Source organism: Cardinium endosymbiont of Dermatophagoides farinae (assembly GCF_007559345.1).
In the GTDB taxonomy this organism is placed as follows: Bacteria; Bacteroidota; Bacteroidia; order Cytophagales; family Amoebophilaceae; genus Cardinium.
The window spans coordinates 68,726-91,085 of sequence record NZ_VMBH01000001.1 but is presented as its reverse complement, the minus strand read 5'-3'; the positions used below and the strand labels follow the sequence as shown (position 1 = coordinate 91,085).

Sequence of the window (22,360 nt, the reverse complement as noted above, 5' to 3'; positions counted from 1 at the left end):
AAAATAAAATTATTCTTTTTAGAATGATTCCAGTTTACAGCAGTAAGATTGGAATCCTGACAATATACAAAAAAAATAGCTCTAAAACATTTTTAATCCTCCGCTATCTTATCATTTGGGATTTTTTTGTATTTATTATAGCGAATCCCAGCGACTTCTTTTTTTAAAATCCGTAGTTCTGTATCAATTTCTCCTTGGCTGATGCTTAACAGTATGCCTAGTGCGACGCCTGTAAATACAAGCGAGGTACCACCCATACTTACAAGTGGTAGTGGCAGTCCTGTAACGGGACCAAGGCCTACTGCGATGGCCATATTTAATAAAGCTTGAAAGACAAGCAGCAAGCTTATACCTGCAGCTAAGATGCCTCCATAATAGCTCGTTGCTGTAGGCAGCAAAGCAATGGCTCTATAGAGCAAAACCAGGTAGAGCATCATCACGAATATACCTCCTATAAGGCCATATTCTTCGATTAAGATGGCATAAATAAAGTCGGAGTAGGGATGGGGTAAAAAGTTACGTTGGGTGCTATTACCGGGCCCTTTACCAGTAAGTCCACCTGTTGCAATAGCGATGTAAGCTTGTTCAGCTTGAAAGGAGAGGTTCCCTTGAAGAAAATTTTCGATTCGTTTGATGGCTGTGCCCCCACGTTGTCCCCAGACCAATGCGCCGCCTCCAACTAGGGTGCCGGCGCATACAATAATCAGTAAATATTTAATAGGGATTCTTCCAATAAACATCAGCACCAAACAAGTACCAAATAGTAGGATTGCGCTAGAGAAATTGGTCAAAGCAATTAAGCCACTGATCAGGCCAGACCAGGTTAACATAGGCAAACAAGCAGATCGAAAGCAAGTAATATTTTTTTGTTGTTTGGCCAGCATATGGGCGATTCGTATGATAAGCGCAAGTTGCGCTAGGTCTGATGGTTGGAAAGATTTATTGATAAAAGGAATGTTTAGCCAGCGGGAAGCTTCATTGAGCTTTACACCATACTGCCAAGTTACTAGTAACAGCGGAATCGACATCCAAAGCGCCATTTTAGCAATTGCAGCATAGTAGCGGTAATCCATCCGATGGCTTACCCACATCGCACCCAATCCAGCACCTATCAGCAAGGTTTGCCTTAGCAAATAGTATTCCGTGTTGTGGTGCATTTGTCTAAAGGCCAAAGAACTAGACGCACTGTAGACGGTTAGAATACTTAGGCTAGACAACAGAAATGCAATGCCCCATATGATGGGATCTCCTTTTAATTTGTCTTTAATCAGAAGCTTCATAGGCGAATCTATAGATCATTATGCGGCTAGCATCTATCAGGGAAAACTTAGCAGAAACCTTATGCTAATTTATTAAGATATAAGTTTATAAAATCTATACCACCGCTCAAGTTGGTGTAGCAAAAATACAAGAAAGGCTATAGATCTAGTGTTTAACTAGCCAATCTAGGCTTTCATATTTATTTTTATTAAATTTGTGCTTTTCTTTTATAGACCAGGAGGTGTGGCCATTTAATCAATTTTTTTTAAAAAAACCTAAAATAAATAGATCCCAATATGAAATATTCCTATAACAGTAGATATACAACAGTTTTATTTTCTTTGTCTGCGGTAGTATGTATGAGTGGCAGTTGTGGAAAGAAGAAACCGCAAACACTGAGTCAAAGGCTCGAAGCAGTATCGCAAGGCAAATTGAAAAATAGTATAATCCAGTATATAAAACAGTCTATGACCAAGGGTATGAACGAACAACTATCTAAAGAAGGTATGAAAGAAAAACTACCTGAAGCATTTATGGGATTACTGGAGTCGATCCAGCAAAACTCCGTCGATACCTTAATTATGGGTTTTATGCCGAAAATTGAGGAATTCATAAAAAGTTTTCAGGAGATATGCCGTGCGGAGTTATCCCCTCAAAAGCTAGAGTGTGTTATCGGCAAACTAGAACAGCAACAGTCTAAGTTCGAAAATATGTTCGAGACGTTTAAGGAAGCAGTTCCGGAACATGTAAGTAGCAAGGTAGAAAAAGATTTTTCAATGATTTTGGTTGAATCTACACAATAGTTTCCGCAATTTACCAATAAGGACCATCCAGAGCTTGGGGCTCAGTTACCTTAGGAGCCGAATCTGTAATGTTCACTAAACCAGGCGTATCCATTCATCCAGATGGCAACACTGCTTAAAAGCAGGAAAAACGCGCCCTTGGAAAAAGTTGCGATCAGAAAGTGCAGCTTACAGATGAATAGAAAAACAGTTTGCAGGGAGGGCTGCAGCATGGCTCCTGTTTTTCCATCTGTAAGGTGTGCTTTCTGATCGCAACTTTTTCCAAGGGCGCTTGATTTTTTGTTACTTTTTGATCAAGCAAAAAGTAAGGATAAAAATTCCTTATCTATCCGTTAAAATAACATCACCAGCTTGTTTACCAGCCAAATCATAATTCGCGTAAGCAGCTACAACTGACTTCCCAGAAAAAGCAATACCGCATGCTATGACTTTTTGTACATAAGGATACTGCAATAATTCCGTATAATAGGCTTGTGTTTGTATTTGAGATAAGGCAAGTTTAGCTGCAGGTTCCAATTCTTCTTCTTTACGTACCTGCTTAAATTCCAATAGCAGCGCCTTGGTATCCTCTTTAGGAATGATTAATACATCATATCTTCCCAAGCCACTTTCTCTATTGGAGCGTATATAATGGGTTCTACCTAAACTGGCCAGCATTGCTAAGACAAAACCATGATAAAAACTTTCTGATGTTTTACTTTGCTTGGTATCAAAATAGCTCACACTGCTTCGTAAGAAATAGCTCAGTTGTGCTACAAAAGCAGCAACTTCACCAGCTACCAAATGTTTCAAAAAAGAATCATATTGACTCCTTCTCTCAAACTGATTGACGAACCATTCTTGAAAAAATGTGCTATAGAGCCGCCATATTTCATAATTAGGAACCTTGACTGTACAGTCATATAGACTCGTATAGGCGCTTAAATTACTTGTTTCAAAGGTTAAATAGCCAGCAAATAATAAAAGACTCCAAAAAGATGTATCATCTTTATCTAAAATATCAAAAGCAATATGTCTGTTGATAGATACAACTAAAGACTCCCCTCGCATCAATTGTTCAAATTTCGCTTTTATCTCATAATGAGCAGAAAGTACCTTTTGTTCGATTAAGTTATTGTTACCCGTATTCACCCAATAAACATCAAAACAACCTGATCTATTGATACAAGAAATAATAGACCAAGGATTATACATCACCAAGTTCCCTACCCTATACCCATTGTACCAATTTCTTATTGCTTCCATAGAGGTAGGCAAATCTTTTGCTTTAAACAAAGCGGAAACTTCTGTTTCACTAAAACCAAAATGGGAACTATAGGCTTCATCTAGTAAGGTATAGGTCTCTAGGTTATTCAATCCAGATAGCATGCTATCCTTAGAGACACGTAATATTCCCGTTAATACCCCTTTTTCTAGTGCATTATTGTCTTTTAAAGCAGCGCTAAATAGGTTGCGCATAAATGCGACCATAGCCTCCAAGTATGCCGCATTACCATAAGCTTTATTGAGTGGTGTATCGTATTCATCTATTAGCATATAGACCTTTTTACGATGGTGTTGGTAGAGGCATTGGCTTAATAGTTTGAGCGCATCCTCTAGATCCTCCTGGTCGGCAGATTGATTGATAATAGCTTGAAAAGTTCTTAACGCTACCGTATTGAGTTTTGTACTCTTTAGTAGGTATTCAAATGAGCTAAATAGAAAAGCGATCTGTTTGCTTATTTTGTTATAGGCTCCTTGAAAATTATCTGTATGGATATCCTTAAAACTTAGCATAATAACCGGATGCTTACCTTGATATTGCTCGAGGTATTTACCCTTTTCTATCTTGCCAATAGCTAAGTTATCAAATAAACCTGCTGTACCTATCCCATCCACTTGTGAAGAAAAAAAATGTTGCAGCATAGACATATTTAGTGTCTTTCCCCAACGACGGGGACGCGTAATTAAGGTAACCTTATCTCCTTTGCTCAGAAATTCAGAAAGCATAGCTGTCTTATCGCAAAAAAGATAATCTCCTTGTACCAACTCTTGAAAGTTACTAACCCCAATTGGTAATTTTTTCATGATGAGAAGATGTTAGGTTTATAATAATTAATGTTTATTGCAATCGCCTCAGGCTTTATAGTTGTCAGTTAAGTTTAGTGTGCCAGTTGTAGCCTTAAGATACAAGATTTGATTTTTTTGTTCAAAGGCTAATGGTCAAGGTCATTCATGCTGCTCTGTTGCTTAGGCATGATGATAGGCTTAAATGTAGATTACTTTGTGGCTTGATATAATTTATCTAATCTTGGCTGAGCATCAGGCAGTCTGTCTTTCTTATCAAGCTATGGTATTTTTTTGAGAGCATGCCAACTGCTGTAATCCAAATGATACAAATTACAAAAAACATTACCATTAAAAATGGCGCTAACTCATTTGGTTTTGCACCAGGAAAAATAGTATAACAGATCACTGGCAAAGCGGCCCCGGCAGATTTTCCTATTTTCCCACCTAATATATCCACTGCTGCTTTTCCTTTTGTGCCCATTTCACGATCTAAAGGGATATAGACCACCTCTTTGGTGACATCAAAAAAACAATATTTTGTTCCTTTAGCCAATACATTTTGTAGGCCACCAATCGCTACGATAGCAGCTAAAGTTGATATACCCATTATAGCATCTGATATAAAGTTAAAATGGGCTGCGATTATAAAAAGAAAAAAACAGCTCCCCACTACAAGCGTTACAATAGGTGTAACCAGTGCAGCACCTAACCAACTGAGCTTCCGAATAATCGCACTACCTAGGCAAGAACAAATAAGCGTACAAATACCCGTCCAGAATAAGACCTTGCCTTGATAGGTAATAAAACTTGTAGGATCCTTCTTATATAAAAGACTCGTTTCGTGGAACCAAAGTCCTTCTATTAAATGAATAACCATGGAGTAAGAGATCATCAATACACAGATCAATCCAAGGTATTTAGACCTGGAAATCATCTTAAAACTTTTATATAGCCCCAGTTGTAGGGTAGTAGGTCTCTTGGCTTGTATGGTTTGCCCATAGACGATATGTTTTTCAATATATCTGTGTAAAAATAGGATAAAGAGGCACAAGAGTACAACGATTACCATAAGCGCAGCTATTTTCAGTGCTGTTTCCGTTTTATCTACACCTAGGAAAGGCAATAAAAAATGATCGCTACTAGAAAAATAGACCATGATACTACCAGAGATCAGCAGATTGGCTTGTCCAACCAAGTTACAAAAGAAATAAAATCGACCCGCTTCTTCCGTTTTGGTTATTTTATTGGCCAGTTGCCAATAGAGCAGCGTAAAAACGATCATAGGCCAAAGTTCACCTATCATATAGAAGAGTACCAATGTCCATTTGCCCCACATAACAAAAAACCATTTAAAGTGGGGGTAAAGGCTAATGCAATCATCTACCATACAAGGATCAGGGTGCAATAGCTCTTGATAAGGGAACAAAAAAAAGCCGAATAGCATAAAAAAAAAGAGAAAGAAAAGGATAATGCCCCTAAAGATATTTTCTGTAGTCATCTTATTACATAAGATGGTATAGATGACTACAAATAAAATACCTGCGGGCATTTCAACAAATAGCTTAATAAAGCTCAATACTTCCGCCCCTATTAAGGTAACCACAAGGCTATCTTTTATGCCACGAATTAAGTTTTGGTTCAGTAAGATCAGAAACATTAAGATCGCCATACAAAAAAACTTTTGCAGCCCATTACCTTTAATGCGCCAGTGGGTAGGATGCCATTTTTTTAGTAGGGCACTTACTTGTTTCATATTGATTTTTAATTTATTAAATGGTTCCCGCATGCATCGCTATTAGACCTTCTGCAAAACCTATTTGTGATCAGCAGTTTTTAGGAGAAGCGCAGTCGAGCACCGCAGCATACTAAATGTATTTGAGGAGCATAGACCACAAAATTGCCATTTAGCAATAGGTTTTCCAGAAGGTCTATTCTTTTGCTCAGGAAAAAAGCATACACACCCCTTCTTATGATTGTCCCAAGAAAAGCATCACAAGGCTATGGGCAACAGAATAGGGAACGATTTGCACAATGCGCATGGTTAGCCCATTAAAGATTGCAAGAAAATTTTTTTCTACTGTAATGTTATGTTTTAATCGACCGATCCAAGTCATAGGCACTTCTGATCCGCAGTTCTGTGTAGCGATCAAGTCAAATGGCATCGTTAAAGCAGATACAGCTATACCCAACAAAGTACTAACCACCATATTCATCCATATTCCATGTATATCCTTTGTAAATTCATAGGCCAATATACATGCCGAGGCACTTAATATATTCCTTAATAGGATTGGGGTTAAGACATCCATAACCTTTTCTTTTCGTTTCATTAAAGCCCCTTTGTTAGCAGCAATTTCCTTTGTTTCGCTATATATGGTCACAACCGTTTCTACCATTCCAGCTAAGAAGCACTCCCAGATCACCAATAGCGTAAAATTGGTTATCGGATAATAGTCAGTAGAGCAAAGAAAAAGCCATTGTGAGACCCCAAAAGCTAAAGCCGCTATAAACTGTCGCAGTGCATAAATATGTGCTCCAGAAAAGAAGAATTTAAAATTTTTAGCACGTATACAATTTGTAATAATAGCAGAATAGCTTTGGCCTGTTTCTTGATAGACTACTTTTACAAATTGAGCAGGTGCAACTAGGTAGGCCACTACCATACAGGCAATACCATGTGCAAGCGGGTCAAAAAAAAAGCGATATAGAAGTGTGTTATGTTGCATAGTCATAGGTGGTTTGGTTATTTACTGAATCGAAAGCAGCACTAAGTGTCGCACAAGTTAGCTTAAATCTTTTAGATGTAACCTATTTAGTTACTGTTTTGTATGCTAAATTGCCCTTTGCCCAGGGGCAACTTAATATGTATGGTGCAAAGGACCTAGCACTAGGTGCCAAATATAGTCTTTTAAAATGATTTTTTCAACTAATTATTCGCCTTATTCTCTATGCCTGCTTATAATATAGACCTTCTGCAAAAACCTATTTGTGATCAGCAGTTTTTAGGAGAAGCGCAGTCGAGCACCGCAGCATACTAAATGTATTTGAGGAGCATAGACAAATGCCAAAATTGCCATTTAGCAATAGGTTTTGCAGAAGGTCTCTTGAATATTTATAAGGTCTACCCCGGTTGCTGCCCAATTGTTGGGCCAGCTTTCTTTTCTCTATGCAAGCCTTAACTAGGTCATTAAGTTTTTCGATCTCTTCTTAGCCTATACAAGGCTTACATCTTTTGTAGGCAGTTCTGGGCTTTAAAATCCAGAACCATCTCGTTGCCTCTCCTGTGGATTGGAGACCAGCCGGATGCAGCCAAGGAACCCATAATGGAAAGGAATAATAACGCTAAAGGTTTATCTTTTATAAGCAAGCGCTACCTTTATAATTGTATAAATTATTTCTTGTACCGCCTCTGTTGAAACCGCACATATAAACCTATAACGTGGTTTTTCAGTTGAATCCTCCAGTTTTTCTAGGTGATAGAAAAATTGGAAGGCTGGTTTTATTTATTGAAAGTAGTGTTGGATTTATGCAGGCATTGCTATAGGTATAGCAGGACTTTCTATTGATTTTATGGTATCCTGGCTTGGTGTTGAAGAACCTTTTGAATTGACTATATTGCGCAATTTATCAGCATATTTCTTACTGATTCCGCCTTGTACCCTACGTGTAACCTCTCGTTTATTAATATCATTTAAAATAGTCTCCAAAATAGGCTTTAATTCCTCTTTTCCTAGGTTGTTATTTAGAAATTTTATAGCACACGCAAACATTGCAATTCTAATTTCCTTATTAGAGGTGGGCTCTGAACCCATGTTGGATACATAGATAGGCTTCTTCGATGTAACTATTTCTTTCAAAAAATTGTTCACTTTCTGCACTACGTTAGATGAATCTGCATTTTTTAGTTGCCCTATTCGATAAAGTGCTGCAATAAAAAAAGCTGCCTTAGCTGGATTAGCAATTTTATCCAGTAGTTTAAATATTTCGTTTAAAGATGACATCTCATGGATCAACAGTGCCGTATCCTTGTGTTCATGTTCGATCCCTAGAACTAAAGCAGTCTTACCTTGGTTATTTTTTATCCAAAGTTTTTCCTTAGGAATTGCATTAATTAATATAAATGATACACTTTCCTTATCTGGTTGCATATTTGATTGTTGATCTCGTAGTTTATATTGCATCGTTAAATGCAACGGTGCGTCTCCATCTTTATTTTGTGCAAATAATAAGTCTGGGGCCTCTTCCTTAAAGCGAGTAATCAGTTTTTTTGCTATGTCCTTGTACTTGTCCTTGTTTTTAATGGCTAAATGCAAGGCTGTGTCACCTGAAGTTGAATCTATCGTCTTGATGTCAATATCAGGCTGTTCTAACAAAATTTTAGCTATTTTAGCCTGTTTATTTTGAAGCGCTACCAAGGATGTAGTTCCACCCTTGCCGACTTTATTAATATCAATATGAATAAAGTTTTTGTATGCATCTCCAGCGAATTTGATAAAAACTTTAACTACGTCGATATGTCCTTCTCTTATAGCTTCCTCAATAGCTGTTTTTTTTGTTGTTAAGTCAGGTGTGTTAATAAATTCTTCATTTTTATGTTTATACCCGAAGTCTTTTACCTTTTGGATATACTTTTTTAGTATTTCTTGTAATTTAATATGCTTACCGTACTTTGCCGCAGCATAAAACATGAGCCGTTTTTTGTCATCCATCCAATAACTAACATCCTCAATATTCCCCACTGTGTCTTTAAACTGTTCATCACTCATCTTGTTTACTGTATGAGCTGCTATTCCACCTTGCCCCCACTTAAGGCCACAACAGTCAGCTTGCAACACAAGCAATAGCAATAAAGCCTTTATCCCCTTTGCCAAAAAACCAGACCATCTACTCTTTATATTAAACCCTTTCATAATTTTTTTTGATTGAATTTTTTTAATAGATCACACGCCCCCCTGTATTTAAACTGACGAGAAGCCTTTTACTGCATTATAAGGAATTCAGGCTAAAAAAACTAAATTACAGCTGAATGTTTTACAATTTTAAGTTAGATTGCGGTTGTAAACTTGAGACCTTCTGCAAAACCTATTTCTAATGGCAATTTTGGTGTCGAAGCTTGTCTATGCTCCTCAAATACATTTAGTATTCTGCGGTGCTCGACTGTGCTTCTCCTAAAAACTGCTGATCACAAATAGGTTTTGCAGAAGGTCTTTGGATCCTTGCGTCTATGCCAAAGTTACTACACTTTAATTTAGTTTTAAACTATATTTTTACATTTCTATGTCAAAACCAGTTGCGCCAACGCCATTAATGCGGCAATATTTTGCCATTAAAGAAAAATATCCTGGGGCATTATTGCTCTTTCGGGTCGGTGATTTTTACGAGACTTTTTTGGAAGATGCGGTTACGGCTAGTAAAGTTTTAGGTATTACGCTTACCAAGCGGGCAAATGGGTCGGCTGCTAGTGTGGAATTGGCTGGTTTTCCGCATCATTCCTTAGATCTTTATCTGCCTAAATTGGTAAAAGCTGGCTACCGTGTAGCGGTTTGTGATCAATTAGAGGATCCTAAACAAGCCAAGGGTATTGTGCAAAGAGGGGTTACGGAATTGGTGACGCCTGGGCTTTCTCTTAGTGACGCGGTGCTGGATAAAAGGGCGAATCATTACCTAGCATCTATTTTTTTTGACAAAGCAGTGCTGGGTATGGCCTTCTTAGATCTTTCTACGGGGGAATTTTTTGTAACGCAAGGTGAGACGGATTATATGCAGAAGGTATTGCACCACTTGGCGCCATCTGAAGTTGTTTTTAATAAAAAACAGCAGCGACCATGGAATGATTTTGCCAAAGGTGATTTGCATACCTTTGCGCTGGAAGATTGGGTGTTTCAGTTTGATTATGCCTATGGGTTGCTGAATAGCCATTTTGGAACCCACTCTTTGAAAGGGTTTGGCATCGCAGATTACCCGGTGGCTATTGTAGCGGCTGGGGTTATTTTACACTATCTATCGGAAACGGAACATAAAGAAATCAAACACATTCGTTCAATTGTCCGCCTAGAGGAACATCATTATGTTTGGATGGATCCATTTACCGTTAAAGCGCTGGAACTAATGGTGCCGCAGCAGGTAGGGGGGACCTCGCTCATTGAAATACTAGATAAAACGGTTACCCCTATGGGGGCGCGATTGCTTAAAAAATGGTTGCTGTTTCCGCTTAAAGAGGTGGCGCTTATTCAAAAACGGTTGGATATAGTAGCATACCTTGTACAGGATACCGAGTTGGCAGCATTATTGGTCACCCATCTCAAGCAAATAGGTGACCTAGAACGGCTTATCTCCAAAGTAGCAGTGGGTAGAGTGAATCCACGGGAAATGGTAGCCCTAAAAAGGGCATTGGAACAAGTGCAATGCATACAAACCACGTTACAAGCTACCGAATCTCCTTTATTGCAAAAACTAAATGAACAACTCCATGGATGTGCTGCTTTGGTGGAAAGCATCGGCCATACCCTTCAAGATGATCCACCTATACTCACCCATCAAGGCGGACTCATTCGGCCACATGTCAACGATCAGTTGGATGCCTTTAATACAATCATTTACGAGGGTAAAGATTATTTGGTTCAGCTGCAACAAAAGGAGAGCCAGCGGACCCATATTCCTTCGCTGAAGGTTTCTTATAACCGTGTATTTGGCTACTACCTTGAAGTGCCCAATGCCCATAAAAATAAAGTACCGGCAGACTGGATGCGCAAACAAACCCTAGCAGGTGCCGAACGCTACATCACCGAAGGGTTAAAACAGTATGAAGAACAGATCCTACATGCAGGAGAAGCGGCACAGCTGTTGGAGCAGCAGCTCTATCAAGCCTTAGTAGCGGAAGCAGTAGCATATATTCCACAGATTCAGTCCAATGCAAAGTATATTGCGCAATTGGATGGCTATCTTTCCTTTGCCAGGCAAGCCGTTCAGCACCAATATACCAAGCCTATTATAGATGATGGCACCCTACTGCATCTTAAAGGAAGCCGACATCCTGTTATTGAGCAGCGGCTACCAGTAGATAAAACCTATACGCCTAATGATATTAGCTTAGATCCATCCGCACAACAAATCATAGTCATTACAGGGCCTAATATGGCTGGTAAATCAGCCCTATTGCGTCAGGTTGCCCTAACCGTATTAATGGCCCAAATCGGTTCTTTTGTGCCAGTAGCTTGGGCACACATTGGCATAGTAGATAAAATCTTTACAAGAGTAGGTGCCTCAGATAACTTGGCCCAAGGGGAATCTACCTTTATGATGGAGATGACTGAAGCAGCCAGTATTATGCACAACCTTAGCCATCGTAGCTTGGTATTAATGGATGAGATAGGACGTGGTACCAGTACCTATGATGGCATTTCTATTGCCTGGGCATTGGTAGAATATTTACATAATCATCCTGATTATAGGGCTAAAACCATTTTTGCTACCCATTACCATGAGTTAAATGAGCTTGCAAAAGCGCTTCCTAGGGTTAAGAATTTTAATGTAGCGGTACAAGAAATAGATCAGAAGATTCTATTTCTACATAAACTAGTAGCTGGGGGCAGTGCCCATAGCTTTGGCATTCATGTTGCTCAAATGGCCGGTATGCCCGCTGTTATTGTGGAAAGGGCCAGGGAAGTATTGGCACACCTATCGGTGGTAGGTGGCAAAATGCCTGTAGAAAAGATCCCAAAAGCGCACTATCAGCTCAAACTATTTGGTCCAAACGAAGATCTAACCGAGTTTAAAGCCTTTTTAGATGCTATTGATATCAATACCCTTGCTCCAGTAGAAGCCTTATTAAAATTGAATGAACTTAAAAATATGGTTAAAAGCATTAAAAACTAGTCCTAAAAATGGGCAGCTATTTTGAAAACAAAGAATCTTTACCTAAATTCGACCTATTGTGTAGCCTATAAGCGAGAATAGCTCAGTTGGTAGAGCACGACCTTGCCAAGGTCGGGGTCGCGGGTTCGAGTCCCGTTTCTCGCTCGTCTTAACTTTTTAAGCTAGACCTCTTTTAAAGCCTATTTGTGGTGCGCAATTTTTAGAAGAAGTGCAGTTAGAAAATACTAGATGTATTTGAGAAGCATAGGTCACAAAATTACCATTATAAATTAAGTTTTGAAAAAGGTCTAATGCGTGTTCTTTTTAATACAAGGCTGGACTTTTTGTCCACTTTTTGATCAAACAAAAAGTGGCAGGCGTTTTCGCCAGGATGGTGGAATTGGTATACACGCAAGACTTAAAATCTTGTGGCCTTAGGCCATGCGGGTTCGATCCCCGCTCCTGGTACAAAATAGATGCTAATTCTTCTTGTTGTATCGATGAATTTTTGTGCTATTTCCTTTTTAGATACTGTGGCCTTTATAGGTTCATCTACAGCAGTTATGTCACTTCTTCCTCAGATTATCCAGTCCTATAGAACTAAATCTGTTCATGACGTCTCCATGTTGATGCTCTTGAATCTAACTGTTTCCTCCGTTAGCTGGAGCCTTTATGCTGCCATGACTGCTGATAAGCCCTTGCTGCTAACCAACTTATTGCTTACCATTGGTTCTTTGATTATGGTGGGGCTTAAACAAAAATACCATTCAACAAAGCGTTCGTAGTATACGGCTCCTGTTTTTCCATCTGTAAGCTGTGCTTTTATCAGCGCTTGATTTTTTGCTTACTTTCTTGCCAAGAAAAAGTAAAATAAAGATGCTTTTTTGTCCATCTTACCTCTGAATCTACACTAGACCTTCTGCAAAACCTATTGCTAAATGGCAATTTTGTGGTCTATGCTCCTCAAATACATTTAGTATTCTGGCGACTGCACTTCTCCTAAAAACTGCTGATCACAAATAGGTTTTGCAGAAGGTCTAATTTTTCAATAAACTTTTGAGCCATATGGCTTTTTAAGAAAAAAACGTGCTCGAAGTATTATTTTATTTTTCAGAAATAGCATTATTTTTAATTCTACTAATTTTTTGTAAAATATTGATCACATGAGTAAGCAAAAAGACAAGAAAAAGGATAAGAAAGATTCGGTGCATCAGCCCCATGATAGGGTCTTTAAGAACACCTTCTGTAATAAAGAAGCTATGTTAGATTTTCTATCTGCTAATATATCTTCTGACCTACTTAGTAAAATAGATCAGGAAGCGTTGCATTTAACGGATAAAAGCTTTGTTGATCATCCAGTTGGTAGAAGAGGGGAATCTGATTTAGTATTCAGAACCAATATAAATGGTCAAAAAGGTTATTTATATTTTTATGCGAACATCAATCGACTGAGGACCTCTATATGCCACTAAAATTTCTAGAATACAATGTTCGGTTAATACGTCAACACCTAAAAGAAAATGGAAATATGGCCCTTCCAGTTATCTTAAATGTATGCATCTATAATGGCGATAAAGTATATAAAGGTTCAAATAGTCTATTATCAATGTTTTCAGATCCTGAATTAGCTCAATCGTATATGTTTGACCGTTTTCATTTGGTTGATTTGTATAGTACATCTGAAAATGATCTGCTTAACTATAAAAAGGCTGCTTTTGCAGCGATGGTGCTTAAACAGGGCATCTACCGTTCGTTTAATCAATGGTTTGCTGATCGAATAAATTTAATTGTCGATTTTTTAGAAAAAGATTATATTAGCTATGCTGATGCAGTTTTTTATATATGTTAAAATTGGATAATAACCCAGATTTACTAGAAACGATCAAGCAATCTAACCCAAAATTAAAGAAAATTGCAATGTCAGTAGCCGAAACATTAAGACAAGAAGGAGAACAAATGGGCCTTCAAAAGGGAAAGATAGAAGGTAGGATAGAGGGTAAGATAGAGATAGCTAAAGCTATGCTTAAAAAGTGTTATCCTATAGAAGATATTATGCTTCTTACTGGTTTATCTCGTTCCTGTATAGAGGACCTTTTGAAGGTCGGAAATACTCAATGACCATGTCTCAGCTAGACATCCAGCATGCCAGCTAGCGTAATTTTCTAGCTTTGTTTCGTATGGAATATACCCATAATAATATTTTTTGATGTAACCAGAATTTTAGCTTATGATCGGTCAGGGCCCCCTGATCGATTAATAGTTGTACGCTTTTTTCGTGCCCCTTTTGGGCTGCATAGATCAATGCAGTATTTCCTTGTTGATCCTTTGTATTGATAGGTAGCCCTTTCTTAAGCAGCGCCGCTACCTGTTTTTTGTTCCCTAAAGTGGCTGCATCCATTAGCGCCCTGGAGTCTGCACCATCTAATGGCGTTACTTGGTAAACTACAGCTGCTTTATTCGATAGATATAGCCTGCTAAACCATATAAGCATAGATGCTACAAACAGTAAGCGCAAAAACCATGCGTTTGTGTAGGTGGATAATTTCATTTAATGAAACGTAAGATTTAACCGTTAGTAAATCTAAATCATCAGGGATTTATATACCAATGGCCATACTATCCGGAAAACAAGCAAAAACGCGCCCTCTGTAGTATGCGTTCACTCAATGGCGTCAACTTAAGGAATGTATTGGAATACTATTTAATTGATTTTCAGTTTTTAATTTAACATGTAAATTTTTCTTATGTTTTTTCATAAAAAACGCATCTTATGCGTTTTTTATGAAAAATATTTTAGGAGAAAATTTCGTTATGGTACCTTGCTAATTTTTATTTTTTATTAGATCATGTACTTTATCCCAAAATCCATTTTCTATAGAATTAGAAAAAGAAGACGTTTTTCCCGAACAAGCCTTGATAGCTGATTCTTCGTCGCATATGTGGATACACCGGTATTCACCATTAGTCACACTAAAATTATCTATGTTGTTACTTATTAGCACAATATTAGCTTGACATATGCGTTCATTAGGAAATAATACCCTCCAAGCTTCGCGTAAGTGTGCATTTAAATTTGAATGACTTTCACCGAATCGTGTTATTTCATTCGATCCCTTAAATCCTCCTATTATAGGTATGTTTGCTATCTGATCTTTAGATAATCCCAATTTTTCTAGACATACTAATTATTGCATGAGGAAATCCGCAAAAAGTGGTAATGGCAATTTTATGTCCTTCGTTTAATAATTTATTAATAAATTGCTTTAGACCATTCTCGTCTCGAAACCTAATCTTTTTGTCGCCGAATAAATTTTCGGTTGTTCCTATTACAGCTTTTTGGTCATAATCTTTATTTTTGTATTGCTCATAACGAGGCGGGAGAGTGTCATTCATATAAACATAAAAATTGGGCTTACCCTTGCGTGAGATTATATTAGCAAGACGCTTTTGTTTTTTTATCTCTTCCCATTAGGACCCAGGGAAAAAAAATCAATAAGAAAAGAATCAATATTGATACATATTAAACTATTTTTCTTGTTTGTTGTACTTGGTTGATCATTTGAAATAGTTGAAGGACTGTTATTTGATGACCCTTTATCTTGGTCCATACGCGATTTTGATATATTGCAATTTGAAAAACCTATATGCAATAAGGTCAATAATATTGTATAGAAAATTCTATCTAAGGATAGCTTTTTTAATATAATAGTACTCATAATAGTAAATTTAACTTTTAATTTAAAAAAAATAGGTTTAAGTTTTAAAATACAAATGATAAAACTTAACCCGATTTGCAAGTGTATTGTAAAAAATTTATAAATCAAAATGATTGCTGTTTCCGTTCACGGTAGTGGTCATAGGCAGTTGTTAAAGTTTGGCTAAATTGCTAGGTTTAGCTATCGTTTGTCTATATCTATGCATTAGATGGAGTTTATTAGATCGTTAGTTAGTTGCTTAAGATCAGAAATTAGCCTACTTCAAAGAGAAATTAGCCTTTTAAAATCGGAGCTGTGGAGTCTTTAGTTTTAAGTATGTAAATATTTTTGAGGTTGTATATTTACGTAAACTAAGCACTTACAACAATGAAAAGAAAAGAGAGAGCCAAAGATGTCATCAGCAAAGCAATAGATGTATTGCTAGACTCAGGCGTAGACCTATCGACCCTTTTTGATCAAGGAAGTTTACTCAAACAGTTAAGCAAGCGTCTTGTAGAAAAAGCGTTAGAATCAGAAATGGATTCCCATTTAGGTTATAATAAATATGCTCGTAGTGATTCAGAAAATGCACGTAATGGCTTATCTACCAAGGAAGTTATCACTGATAATGGGGTTATATCAGTTGAGGTTCCCAGAGATATAGAGCATCCACTTTTGAACCTATTTTATTGCCCAAGCGCCAAACAAGAATTCCTGGTCTAGATGATAAGATCTTATCTCTATATGCTAAAGGCATGAGTCCTAGAGTAAAGAAATGGTTGGACAACTTAAAATTAAGCATAATTTGGTTACTTTATATATGTAAACATGACCATTTTTATACTCATTAACAAATAAATACATAATAATTCAGGGCCTACTATCTCAATCAAACATTAGATAGATTAGATATAACTGAAGGTATTAGGTCAGATCAAGGATATAGAAACTACTTGGAAGATATAATCAGAAAGTGCAGCACAGATGAATAGAAAAACAGATTCCTTTGAAGCCGCGCGTAGCGCGGCGCGTTCTGTTTTTCCATCTGTAAGCTGCACTTTCAGGAACTTTGTCCATCAGCGCTTGATTTTTTGTTACTTTTTTATCAAGAAAAAGGTAAGCATAAAAAATTCCCCTTGGAAAGCGTTGCTGTAAGCCATGCTTTTTGCAACTTTTTCCAAGGGGCTTAATGTATTGCTTATTTTTTGATCAAGCAATAAGTAGAAATTATTTACTTACTTGTACCGTTTTGGCACCTGTAACCTCTACTTCATGTTTCTCTTCAGCTGCTGTTTTTAGCCTTCCTAGGGTTCGAACTGCTATAAGCCAACATACAATCACAGCTATAATCATCAGCACAATAGGCGTACGAATATTGGCGATATCACCACCACCAAGTAGCGTAGCCATAGTAGTAACCAATACAGATGCTAAGCTCTTTCCCAAACGAGAGCCTACACCATCTACAGCTGCTTTGCCACGTACCTTAGTTTCTTCATCCAATGGAATATAGACTGCTTCTTTGGTTGGATCAAAAAGAACATATTTAACCGACTTGATCAAAACCACATTGTAGAGCCCTACTTGAACCGAAAGATGTAAAGCAGTCACGTTAAAGCTCTTTAAAAAACCATCCAAAGCATCACCAAATCGAAGAAAGGTAAAAAACAAAGCCGTCATCACCAATGCTGTAACCGGTGTAGCAGATGCCGCAAAGCGCCATCCCCTTTTTAGTATAGGCGTAGCCAGGAAAAGCGTTACTAAAATAGATAGCACCCCTACTGCAATTTGTTGGTCTGAATAGATACCTGCATAAATGGTATTGTCTCCAGTAATTTTTACATATTGCTGGATTTGTGCTTTTTGTACTGCTTCAAAAAGCGCAATCACTAATCCGTAACCAATCACCAATATAGAAAGCAGCATCAGGTACCTAGAACGAGCTAGGAACTTCATAGAGTCTATAAAAGACATTTTTACCTTGACTTTTTTAGGCTTTTGTTCAATCTGATAGTAAGCTGGATTGGCTTTTATATCTGAAGTAAAGTAGTTGTATACTACTAGAATCAAAATAATCGCTATAATCACAAACTTTAAACCTTGATCGAAATTGGTACGCACATTATCCAGCTTAAGAATAAATCCAGCCAGAATGCTCCCAACAGCAGCAAACATGCTTAAAAAGCTATAAAATCTTTTAGCTTGATTTACAGCAGTAATCTCATTTACAAAGGTCCAAAACACTACACTTAATGCAAAAGTCCCCAAGCCTCAGCATGAATATAAAAGAGGGAAATAGGCCAATGGCAAATGGCTCCCCAAAGCCCTATAAGACTCGGAAACTTTGCTTCAAGCAGTTTAGAGAGTGTATTGAGTTGCAATAGCTCTTTTTGTGGAAGTAAAAAAACCAGTGAAAGGGTAAAAAAAGCAAGGAAGTAAATCATAACTGCATTGAACCTCCCATCCCTACCTGTAGAGCGACTCACTTTTCCATAAAGAACGGTAAAGAAAATCATACTAGGCGTAATGGCTACTGCTTTTAGCCAGTAAATGGCTGTAGCATTCATTTCCTTGAGGATATTCATATCTTTAAGGGAGCGTGTAAGCGCATAACAGAAAGATATGAGGATAAATATAAAGGCCATTGGCAAAAACTTACGTAACTCACTTTTGTGAATGGGAAATATCATTCCACGCATGTTGCCAAATTCTTTTTTCGTGCTCATTGTATTTTTTATTTAGTTAGAATATAAAGTATAAAATTAAAACTGGTCAGATACTTTATGGTGTTGTAAAATGTTTTTATAGGCTGTTGATCATGTTTTTTCATAGTTCTGTGTTTAGGGTTAGATAGTTGGATACACTCTCAGTGGTAGCTTGGATGGCCATATTGCCTTTTGCCCAGTTCGCTGGACAAACCTCTCCAAACTGAATGACATGTTGCCACATATCAATAATACGTAGTATTTCACTAATATTTCTGCCTAGTGGCAAATCATTGATGGCCATATAACGTATGATGCCTTCTTTATCGATTAAAAAAGTTCCACGATAAGCTACAGGAATTCCTGTGAAAATCAATTGATTGTGCTCATTGTAGCTCCAGTCCCCCCCTAAAACACCATAGTTAGAAGCAATGGTCTTACTCGTATCGGCAACCAATGGATAGGTTACGCCGGTGATGCCTCCTTTTGTTTTGGGTGTGTCTAACCAAGCAGCGTGGGTCTCTTCTGTGTCGGTAGAGCAACCAACCAGTGCTACATTGCGTTCTATAAATTGGGGTAAATGTTGCTGGAAGGACAATAATTCAGTAGGACAGACAAAAGTGAAATCCTTTGGGTAAAAGAAAAAGAGTACTTCTTTTTTTCCTAAAAACTGCTCCAGTGAAAAGTCATTTATGACTTTGTCACCATCTATCACAGCAGGCGCCCTAAAGATAGGGGCCCTTGTTCCTATTAAGTGCACGGTATATGTAATATACAATTAAAAAATAGAATGAGCCGGCTACTGCTTCTAATCCCTATTTTTATTTAGAAGCCTAGATGGGACCATCCCTTACACTGCAAATTTATACTTTTTTTTAATAAATCTTCTAATAAATACTATAAATTTAAATAAGAAAAAATATCAGTTTATCATAATGGTATCCATATGCTATCCATTGATCTGAGCGCCATTATTACTAAAAAGCATTGGTAAAGTTTACGCTGAAAGCTGCGCATACCATCCATTACTGCAACTATGTTATAGACTCTTAGTGTGCCTCCGCTTATGACCCTCTAGTATCGTAGCCATTCAATCTTTTAGCACTACTATCCGAAAAACAAGCAAAAACGCGCCCTTGGAAAAAGTTACGATCAGAAAGCACAGCTTACAGATGAATAGAAAAACAGTTTGCAGGGAGGGCTGCAGGACGGCTCTTGTTTTTCCATCTGTAAGCTGTGCTTTCAGCAACTTTTTCCAAGGGCGCTTGATTTTTTGCTTACTTTTTGATCACGCAAAAGGTAAGACACAAATCTTTTTATCAAGAAAAAAGTAAAAATAACAATTCCTTATGTTTAGAACGGCAAATCATCCTCTACATCGGTAGGAGATGGATGAGGCGTTTCATTTGATTTATTAGCTTTTTCTAAACGCCATACCTGCAAAGCATTAAAGTATTTCACAACACCCTCTGGATTGGTCCATTTTCTGCCCCGTAGATTAAAATGAACCGTTATTTCGTCTTTCTCTGTAAAGCCATCTAATAGGTCACATTTGTCCTGAATCAATTCAAAGGAGATGTATTCTGGATATTGCGGATTCTCTACATATTCTACCACAAAACTTCTTTTTTTAAATGATTCAGATACTTGTTGTGGTGGATTAATTTCAAATAATCTTCCGGTTATATGCATGGTATATATTGGTTTAATGGTTTAATGAAATAAAAATAATACTTCCTCAAAACTGGATGATCCAGATCGCTTCCTTACCTGGCCTACTCGTGATTATCTTAATTATTTTTGGAAAATACAAAAGCAACTAAGCATAACAATCCTGTTATGGTAACCATTGTAGCAGACATAGAGCTATTCAACCAGAAGCTGATATAATAGCCGCTAATGGCGGTTAATATAGCAAAGAATACATTATAAAGTAATAAACGTTTAAGAGATTTTGTAACCAAATATATGCTTGCAGCTGGAACAATTAAAAGGGCAACCACTAAAATCGCTCCTGCTACTTCAAAGGCAGCAACGGTTGTCAACGAGGTTATCCCCATTAAGCAGTAGTGCCAACGGGTCGTGTGTATGCCAATGCTCTGGGCAAATTGTGGATCAAAGGTGCTTACAAATAGCTGTTTATACCCTATGATCAGAAAGGTTAAATTGACCATTAAAGCGGCTGACAGAATATAAAATGCTTTGGGGCCTAGGTTTACACCACTAGCGGTTCGCCAAACATCTAATGGAACGGTTGCCAGTTCTCCATATAGGCTGCACTCTGGGTCTAAGTCTATTTTTCTGCTAAAAAAGGAGATGAGAATAACACCTAAAGCAAAGAGAAAAGTAAAATTGATGCCTATGGCAACGTCTGCCTGTATCTTTATTTTTTTTTCTAAAAATGCGATCAAAAAGGTCACCAGTACGCCTGTTATACCTGCTCCAGCGATTAATATAGGCGAATTTTTAGAGCCAGTTATCAGAAGGGCCAATACAATACCTGGTAGTGTGGAATGGGCAATGGCATCTCCCATCATGGCTATTTTTCTCAAGACCAAATAGGTGCCTACTAAAGCACAATTGATACCAGCCAGTGCAGCAATAATAATGGTCCAAAGTGCATCCATAGCTAACATGTTAAGGCGCTTCTTAATGCGGCACAGAGTTCAGGCCAGCTATAATGTGCTTGTACCCCTGTTTCCATATTTTTTAGCGTGTAGTGGTTCATAGCGGATTCTGTTTCTCCTAGTATTATCACAAAAGGGATATTTTTTTTATCGGCATAAGCTAGTTGTTTTTTTATTTTTACCCGTTCAGGATATAGCGCTGCCTTAAACCCATCTAGACGCAACTGATTCAATAGGTAGAGCAGTTGTGGCTCGACTTTTGCTTCGATGTTGACCAGCAGCACCTCTATTGTGTAGGTGGCAATCGGCTCAAAGAGGTTTTGTGCCTCCATCAGGTCATATAGCCTATCGATTCCAAAAGAGAATCCTACACCAACCAATCCAGTTGTCCCAAATAGATCTCCAAGGTTTTCATACCTTCCCCCTCCACCTAGACTTCCTAGTGGTGTACCAGCCACGGTTAGTTCCATCACGAGTCCAGTGTAATAAGCCAACCCTCTTGCTAAGGTTGGTTCAATACAACAGATGCCATCTGGTAGGCCAAGCGCATGCGCTTGCGTTTGTATGCTTTTTAATGCCTCTATGGCTTTTGCTCCTGCATCTGTATGGCCAATAGTTGTTGCCAGCTGTGCCAATAGCTCATTATTGTTCCCTTTAAATTTTTGCAATAGCGTAAGTGATGCAACTGTTGCGCTACTAAAGCCTGCTGCTGCTAAGGCAGCAATAACTTCTTTGCAACCAATTTTGTCTAATTTATCTACAATGGTACAAAATACTTTTTCTTTTTCTGGATCAGCAATAGCCGATAGCACACCTCTATGGTTGATTTTGATGCAAAAATCTCGTATGCCCAGTTTGGTGCATACATCGTAGATTAATTTTAAGATTTCTGCTTCACATAATAAAGCGTTACTCCCGATAATATCCGCATCACACTGTAAAAACTCTCTATAGCGGCCTTTCTGGGGCCTATCTGCGCGCCATACAGGTTGTATTTGATAGCGTCTAAATGGGAAACATAATGCATGTTGATGCGTTGCAATATAACGCATTAAGGGCACCGTTAGATCGTAGCGTAGCCCTTTATCGCTGATGAGCGGTTTCAATTTTTTGTAATCTGTAGCGCTTGTTTCTATTCCTTCTAGGAAATTACCAGATTTGAGTATGTTAAACATCAACTGCTCCCCTTCCTGGCCATACTTTCCAATAAGGGTTGCACGGCTTTCCAGTGCAGGGGTTTCTAGTGGCTCAAAGCCATAGCATTCATAAATAGACTGAATAACAGAAAGCATATAATTGCGCCGCTGAACCTGAAGGGTGCTGTAGTCGCGCATGCCTTTTACAAGACTGGGTAATAGGGCCATCTA

The 22,360-nt window shown here is 38.0% G+C and carries 18 protein-coding genes, 2 tRNA genes and 1 pseudogene; 9 read left to right on the top strand and 12 right to left on the bottom strand.

The features are described 5' to 3' along the window. Positions 1-92: 92 nt before the first annotated feature. Positions 93-1,280 carry an FtsW/RodA/SpoVE family cell cycle protein gene (locus tag FPG78_RS00475; protein WP_144086129.1) on the bottom strand — a complete coding sequence of 396 codons (1,188 nt, stop codon included), beginning with the start codon at positions 1,278-1,280 and terminating at the stop codon, positions 93-95. A gap of 276 nt (positions 1,281-1,556) precedes the next feature. On the opposite strand from FPG78_RS00475, the gene FPG78_RS00470 reads away from it, so the two are divergent. Continuing rightward, on the top strand, positions 1,557-2,063 hold the full coding sequence (locus FPG78_RS00470; RefSeq protein ID WP_144086128.1) for a hypothetical protein: 507 nt from the start codon (positions 1,557-1,559) through the stop codon (positions 2,061-2,063). A gap of 321 nt (positions 2,064-2,384) precedes the next feature. Here FPG78_RS00470 and FPG78_RS00465 read toward each other — a convergent pair whose 3' ends face one another. The 4 genes from FPG78_RS00465 to FPG78_RS00450 all read right to left on the bottom strand — a co-directional run bounded on the left by FPG78_RS00465 (position 2,385) and on the right by FPG78_RS00450 (position 9,022). Next, a complete protein-coding gene (locus FPG78_RS00465) occupies positions 2,385-4,130 on the bottom strand; it encodes an AAA family ATPase (RefSeq protein WP_144086127.1) in 1,746 nt (581 codons plus the stop codon). A 217-nt stretch (positions 4,131-4,347) separates the two neighbouring features. Beyond that, positions 4,348-5,865, bottom strand: a complete 1,518-nt coding sequence (locus FPG78_RS00460; RefSeq protein ID WP_144086126.1) for an Npt1/Npt2 family nucleotide transporter — start codon at positions 5,863-5,865, stop codon at positions 4,348-4,350. A gap of 214 nt (positions 5,866-6,079) precedes the next feature. Beyond that, on the bottom strand, positions 6,080-6,838 hold the full coding sequence (locus tag FPG78_RS00455; protein ID WP_144086125.1) for a hypothetical protein: 759 nt from the start codon (positions 6,836-6,838) through the stop codon (positions 6,080-6,082). Positions 6,839-7,636: 798 nt separating this feature from the next. After that, positions 7,637-9,022, bottom strand: a complete 1,386-nt coding sequence (locus FPG78_RS00450; RefSeq protein ID WP_144086124.1) for an ankyrin repeat domain-containing protein — start codon at positions 9,020-9,022, stop codon at positions 7,637-7,639. Positions 9,023-9,389: 367 nt separating this feature from the next. On the opposite strand from FPG78_RS00450, the gene mutS reads away from it, so the two are divergent. The 6 genes and pseudogenes from mutS (at position 9,390) to FPG78_RS07400 (ending at position 14,084) form a co-directional block, all read left to right on the top strand. After that, a complete protein-coding gene (mutS, locus tag FPG78_RS00445; RefSeq protein WP_144086123.1) occupies positions 9,390-11,987 on the top strand; it encodes a DNA mismatch repair protein MutS in 2,598 nt (865 codons plus the stop codon). 71 nt (positions 11,988-12,058) lie between these two features. After that, a tRNA-Gly gene (locus tag FPG78_RS00440) sits at positions 12,059-12,131 on the top strand. Between the two features lie 220 nt (positions 12,132-12,351). Next, positions 12,352-12,434: transfer RNA gene (locus tag FPG78_RS00435), tRNA-Leu, on the top strand. A gap of 8 nt (positions 12,435-12,442) precedes the next feature. Continuing rightward, positions 12,443-12,751 carry a SemiSWEET family sugar transporter gene (locus FPG78_RS00430; protein ID WP_144086122.1) on the top strand — a complete coding sequence of 103 codons (309 nt, stop codon included), beginning with the start codon at positions 12,443-12,445 and terminating at the stop codon, positions 12,749-12,751. Positions 12,752-13,129: 378 nt separating this feature from the next. Next, a pseudogene (locus tag FPG78_RS08360) lies at positions 13,130-13,815 on the top strand (Rpn family recombination-promoting nuclease/putative transposase). After that, positions 13,809-14,084, top strand: a complete 276-nt coding sequence (locus FPG78_RS07400) for an RpnC/YadD family protein (protein ID WP_223261914.1) — start codon at positions 13,809-13,811, stop codon at positions 14,082-14,084. Before FPG78_RS08360 ends, FPG78_RS07400 begins: the two are co-directional and overlap by 7 nt. Positions 14,085-14,115: 31 nt before the next feature. On the opposite strand, the gene FPG78_RS00420 is transcribed toward FPG78_RS07400, so the two are convergent. Next, a complete protein-coding gene (locus FPG78_RS00420) occupies positions 14,116-14,481 on the bottom strand; it encodes an ankyrin repeat domain-containing protein (protein WP_223261913.1) in 366 nt (121 codons plus the stop codon). Between the two features lie 1,567 nt (positions 14,482-16,048). Between FPG78_RS00420 and FPG78_RS07030 the strand changes: the two genes are divergently transcribed. Continuing rightward, complete coding sequence (locus FPG78_RS07030; protein WP_255431673.1) at positions 16,049-16,384, top strand: transposase; 336 nt, start codon at positions 16,049-16,051, stop codon at positions 16,382-16,384. Next, the gene (locus FPG78_RS08355) at positions 16,351-16,512 is read left to right on the top strand and encodes a hypothetical protein (protein WP_420888385.1); all 162 of its coding nucleotides are present in this window, start codon (positions 16,351-16,353) and stop codon (positions 16,510-16,512) included. Before FPG78_RS07030 ends, FPG78_RS08355 begins: the two co-directional genes overlap by 34 nt. 376 nt (positions 16,513-16,888) lie before the next feature. Here the strand turns inward: FPG78_RS08355 and FPG78_RS00410 are convergent, their stop codons facing one another. From FPG78_RS00410 to hisS, 6 genes are all read right to left on the bottom strand, one after another. Further along, on the bottom strand, positions 16,889-17,905 hold the full coding sequence (locus FPG78_RS00410) for an NTP/NDP exchange transporter (RefSeq protein WP_255431672.1): 1,017 nt from the start codon (positions 17,903-17,905) through the stop codon (positions 16,889-16,891). 5 nt (positions 17,906-17,910) lie between these two features. After that, positions 17,911-18,387: an Npt1/Npt2 family nucleotide transporter gene (locus FPG78_RS07925; RefSeq protein WP_255431671.1), complete on the bottom strand. Its 477-nt coding sequence runs from the start codon at positions 18,385-18,387 to the stop codon at positions 17,911-17,913. A gap of 100 nt (positions 18,388-18,487) precedes the next feature. After that, on the bottom strand, positions 18,488-19,126 hold the full coding sequence (locus tag FPG78_RS00405) for a peroxiredoxin (RefSeq protein ID WP_144086120.1): 639 nt from the start codon (positions 19,124-19,126) through the stop codon (positions 18,488-18,490). A 593-nt stretch (positions 19,127-19,719) separates the two neighbouring features. Further along, on the bottom strand, positions 19,720-20,058 hold the full coding sequence (locus tag FPG78_RS00400; protein ID WP_144086119.1) for a DUF3127 domain-containing protein: 339 nt from the start codon (positions 20,056-20,058) through the stop codon (positions 19,720-19,722). A 98-nt stretch (positions 20,059-20,156) separates the two neighbouring features. Continuing rightward, on the bottom strand, positions 20,157-20,993 hold the full coding sequence (locus FPG78_RS00395) for a metal ABC transporter permease (RefSeq protein ID WP_223261912.1): 837 nt from the start codon (positions 20,991-20,993) through the stop codon (positions 20,157-20,159). Between the two features lie 2 nt (positions 20,994-20,995). After that, positions 20,996-22,357, bottom strand: a complete 1,362-nt coding sequence (gene hisS, locus FPG78_RS00390) for a histidine--tRNA ligase (RefSeq protein WP_144086117.1) — start codon at positions 22,355-22,357, stop codon at positions 20,996-20,998. Between the last annotated feature and the right edge of the window lie 3 nt (positions 22,358-22,360).

Coding starts and splice junctions, on each gene's coding strand:
- FPG78_RS00460 (WP_144086126.1), bottom strand. CDS start 5,865: ATGAAACAAGTAAGTGCCCTACTAAAAAAATGGCATCCTACCCACTGG.
- FPG78_RS07400 (WP_223261914.1), top strand. CDS start 13,809: ATGTTAAAATTGGATAATAACCCAGATTTACTAGAAACGATCAAGCAA.
- FPG78_RS07030 (WP_255431673.1), top strand. CDS start 16,049: ATGAAAAGAAAAGAGAGAGCCAAAGATGTCATCAGCAAAGCAATAGAT.
- FPG78_RS07925 (WP_255431671.1), bottom strand. CDS start 18,387: ATGAGCACGAAAAAAGAATTTGGCAACATGCGTGGAATGATATTTCCC.
- FPG78_RS00430 (WP_144086122.1), top strand. CDS start 12,443: ATGCTAATTCTTCTTGTTGTATCGATGAATTTTTGTGCTATTTCCTTT.
- FPG78_RS00475 (WP_144086129.1), bottom strand. CDS start 1,280: ATGAAGCTTCTGATTAAAGACAAATTAAAAGGAGATCCCATCATATGG.
- FPG78_RS00395 (WP_223261912.1), bottom strand. CDS start 20,993: ATGGATGCACTTTGGACCATTATTATTGCTGCACTGGCTGGTATCAAT.
- FPG78_RS00400 (WP_144086119.1), bottom strand. CDS start 20,058: ATGCATATAACCGGAAGATTATTTGAAATTAATCCACCACAACAAGTA.
- hisS (WP_144086117.1), bottom strand. CDS start 22,357: ATGGCCCTATTACCCAGTCTTGTAAAAGGCATGCGCGACTACAGCACC.
- FPG78_RS00465 (WP_144086127.1), bottom strand. CDS start 4,130: ATGAAAAAATTACCAATTGGGGTTAGTAACTTTCAAGAGTTGGTACAA.
- FPG78_RS00470 (WP_144086128.1), top strand. CDS start 1,557: ATGAAATATTCCTATAACAGTAGATATACAACAGTTTTATTTTCTTTG.
- FPG78_RS00455 (WP_144086125.1), bottom strand. CDS start 6,838: ATGCAACATAACACACTTCTATATCGCTTTTTTTTTGACCCGCTTGCA.
- mutS (WP_144086123.1), top strand. CDS start 9,390: ATGTCAAAACCAGTTGCGCCAACGCCATTAATGCGGCAATATTTTGCC.
- FPG78_RS00450 (WP_144086124.1), bottom strand. CDS start 9,022: ATGAAAGGGTTTAATATAAAGAGTAGATGGTCTGGTTTTTTGGCAAAG.